This window comes from Microcoleus sp. BROC3 (assembly GCF_036702515.1).
Classification (GTDB): domain Bacteria; phylum Cyanobacteriota; class Cyanobacteriia; order Cyanobacteriales; family Microcoleaceae; genus Microcoleus.
Map to the genome: position 1 here is coordinate 1 of NZ_JAUBTQ010000135.1, position 3,825 is coordinate 3,825.

Genomic DNA, 3,825 nt, shown 5'->3' on the forward strand with positions numbered 1-3,825 from the left:
CGTCACACTTTGGTTAGTGGTTGTTCCTAATGCAATTCCTGTTGACGGGTTGCTAATTGTTAAAGTAGCTGTTTCCGTACCTTCAGCAATCAAATCATCATTAACTGTAATGGTTACTTGTCCCGTATTACTTCCATCTGGGATAGTTATTTGAGCGGGAATAGCAGCAGTAAAATCAGCAGCGCTAGCAGTACCCGTTAATGCTAAATTAACTGTTTGAGCGCCGACGACTTTACCTTCGGCAGTGGCGGTAAAGGTAATAGCCGTTTTCCCGGCTTCACTGGCAGTAGTTGTGCTGGCAGTAAGGTTAACTTTCGGTGCGGGAATGGTGATATTAAAGGTCGATATGTCGGAAAGGTCAACACCACCATTTGCCGTACCGCCGTTATCTTGCAGTCGCACAGTTACGGTGGCAGTACCGGGTTTGCCGCTGGGAGTGTAGGTGAGTGTGCCATTGGTTGCTACACTTGGTTGAGTTGTAAATAAGGTGTTGTCGGTGTTAGTAACGATGTAGTTGCTAACAGTTTGACTTGATTCATCGGCGGGACCAAAGCTAATAGTGTTTGCCCAGTTGCTAACAGTTTGAATTGTGTTTGTCCAAGCTGTTAGGGTTTGGTTGCTTAAGTTACTGAAGCTGGGTTTGTCATTGACAGGGGTAACGGTGATGTCTGCGGTGTCGGTGGCAGCGCTGACACCTATGTTGATGCTGGGATTGGATGTGCTGCCATTTGTTCCAGTTATTTGATCCCAGGCGCGGAAGGTGATGGCGTTGTTGATGGTGCCGTTGTAGTTGGCCGTTGGTTGGAAGTAAATGCGGGTGTTGGCATCGGCGGTGAGTAGGCGAGCACTGATATTGGAGACTGCACCCAAGGCATTCCAAGTAGTACCGCCATCTATGGTATAGAACCAACTGCCGTTAGCTATGTCGGCGGCGGTGATGGCTACCCCTGCCAATGCGCCCGTGTCGGGGTCGGTGATGTTTGTACCCATTGCAATCGAAGAAATGAGTGTGCCGACAGCGCCAGTGGGTGCAACTGCATCTTCTAGGATGGGATTGAGGGTGACGGCGGTATCGGCAAGGAGGGGGGCGGTGTTGATAACGGTTCCGTAGATATCGTTATTATTTGTGGTAGTGTTTGCGTTCTGAGCAGCAGTATTAGCGCTGGTGCGGAGGAACCCAAAGGCACTGACAGTGGGTAGCGTCGTTGGCATTCCCTGGTTGTTGCCGTTGCTGTTGGTGGTGGAAGCCATTACAAAAATGGCACCGCCTAAGCCTTGACCGGGGTTCCCGCCAGTGCCACCCGTCGCTGAGTTGCTAGTAAAAGTGGTGTTATTTAGGGTTAAAGAACCCGTGCGGATGAAGATAGCACCTCCCATACCAGCGCCGCCGCCGCCGCCTGAACCAGTAAAAAAGGTTGTGCCATTGCCACCCCCGAAACCGCCAATACCGACGTTAGCAGAGCGGGTGCTACCACCACCACCACCAAATCCGCCCGCACCGCCCGGAGCCCCCGCGCCACCGTAGCCACTACCACCACCACCACCACCAAATCCGCCCCCACCACCACCACCACCATTACCAAAATACGCCCCACCACCACCACCACCACCGCCAAAGCTCCCCGTACCACCAGAGATGCCCCCCGCACCGCCAGCACCCCCCGTACCACCAGAGATGCCCCCCGCACCGCCGTTGCCGCCACCGCCAAAGCCCCCAAAGCCACCACCACCGCCAAAGCCACCGCCACCGCCACCACTGTAGAGGGCCAAAGTAGACCCACCGTTACCGCCAATTGCCTGATTGCCAGTAAACGCAGTATTATTAAGTGCAACCGTGCCGTTATAAATGAACAAACCGCCACCCATCCCAGCAGCAGCACCACCCGCACTATCACCACCTCCGCCATTACCACCTTGGGCGCGCCCCCCCGAAATGGTCATGTTGGAGAAACTGACGATTCCCGAATTGACAAAGAAGGGACGAACATCAGCCGCATCATTGGTGCTGTTGTTATTGATATCCCCGCTTACGGTGAAACCGCCACCAATAAAGGCAATATTACTGTTAATCGGAACATTAGGAGTTCCTGTAAATCGGACATTTGTTTGGATAGTAATAGTGTCATCCCCGGCAGCGGCATTCGCATCTAAAATGGCTTTGCTTAAAGTACCTGCTACAGTGCCGGTGCCATTATCGGTTGCCACCGTGACACTAAAATTCGCCAGTGTATAATCATAATCTTCCATCGCCTCCCGATTAAACGGCACGGCGGCTTCTATCTTACCCGTTGCTATTTCTAAATCCCAGTCTCCGCCTTGGGCTGCATTTCCTGTTAAATCGTTAGAGGCGGCGACATCTGCCCCGGTGAGTTCGCTCAATCGCTTGACAAAATTATTACCAGTTTCACCGGCGGCTACATCGCAGCCATATAATAGGATGTCGCCATTTTCTGTGAGGGCATTTCCCCACTGTTTTATCTGATTGCTGAAAGTTTCTATATCCTTCTCATTTAGTATATCTGCACCGAGTTTTAAAGTGCCTTGGTTGCCGTGAGAAAGGATATGTACAGATTCAATATCTTTTTGATTTGCTAAGGCATTAGTAATTTGTTCGATGCCGCTCAAATTTTCATTTTAAATGAAAATTTGAGCGGCATCGGCGTTGTGAATTAGGCTTTGGTAGTCTTGTACTGAGGAGTCTACGAAAATTATTTGGTTGCTCATGGTAGATGACCTGTTAAATTTTACTTAGTGTTGTCAATGTTACAGTCACCGTCAAGGCTTGACGGTTTATTTAGCTTTGGCGACAATGGTACTAGCGCGGCTATTTGTTGCTTCTATCCAAAAAGATAAGCTATCAAATCTCTCAAATAAGTCGGGAGGTAAAACTGTTTTTCTCGGTTTAAACTCGACTCGCTCGCGAACTTGATGTAAGCCTTTTGTGTTTAGTCTATTATCAAATTCTGGTTCTTGATATTGAACATTATTAAAATCATGCTCGAAAGGCTCTTCACCCAGAAATTGATAAATCAGCGACATGGTTTTAGCCGGCCCTTTGGTTAATAAATCGTAATCAACTAATAGGAGAGAGGCACTCTGTTCGCTGTAGAATGCTTCTTTAAGGGCGTTATAGGCATAACCAACTAAACGCGAGCCTTGACTTAATGCCTCAGTACGGCTATAAACTGTAGCCCGTTCCGCTGGATTATTAAATAACCTGGAAACATCAAAGGCATTGCGCCGAATTAGTAGCTCAATGCTATCCATGATCCAAGCGATGTTTCTGACACAGCAGATAACTTTAGCTTCGGGAAATAGTTCCAGAATTAATGGCAATTTGCTGCACCAAAGACGATTGGTGTCGAAGATGATTTCTTTGTCAGCTTGCGGGTGGTAATAAGCCGAAAAGATGCTCAGAATCAGCGCCCGTTTTTGTTCGGGGGAAATAAACACCGAAAACTCATTGTCTTCGCTCATGGCTTCCAACATTCGATCGACTAAACCACCGACTGGTGAAGTCATAGCAGCATGAAAGCGGGGATTTTGCCGGAGTAATGCTGCGAGTAAAGTAGAGCCTGAGCGGGGTAGGCCGGATATAAAGTGAGCTTTCTGGGGCATCCAGTTGGAATATATTTAAGGTGGGCAAATAGTCGGCATTTGAAGAGAAGAAAGCGATCGCTTTTGCGGTTGCTACTTGCTGTATCATTGCACACTATTGACTTTCCATAATCTCTGGAGGCAAGACAGTGTGCATCCAGCATCTGAGACGGTATCTGCTTTAAGTTGGATGTTGCATAACTTTACGGAATTACCGCCGAGTTTATT

2 protein-coding genes are annotated in these 3,825 nt (G+C 48.7%); both read right to left on the reverse strand.

Annotated features, from left to right (window positions below):
* Window positions 1-2,625, reverse strand: a 2,625-nt coding sequence (locus QUB30_RS33040; RefSeq protein ID WP_333342470.1) for a DUF4347 domain-containing protein, incomplete at its 3' end; no start/stop codon positions are given.
* A gap of 165 nt (window positions 2,626-2,790) precedes the next feature.
* Window positions 2,791-3,618, reverse strand: a complete 828-nt coding sequence (locus tag QUB30_RS33045; RefSeq protein WP_333342474.1) for a sulfotransferase — start codon at window positions 3,616-3,618, stop codon at window positions 2,791-2,793.
* Window positions 3,619-3,825 lie beyond the last annotated feature (207 nt).

What these genes read in the sequence shown, in the direction of transcription:
- QUB30_RS33045 (WP_333342474.1), bottom strand. Translation starts at nt 3,618, where the DNA reads ATGCCCCAGAAAGCTCACTTTATATCCGGCCTACCCCGCTCAGGCTCT.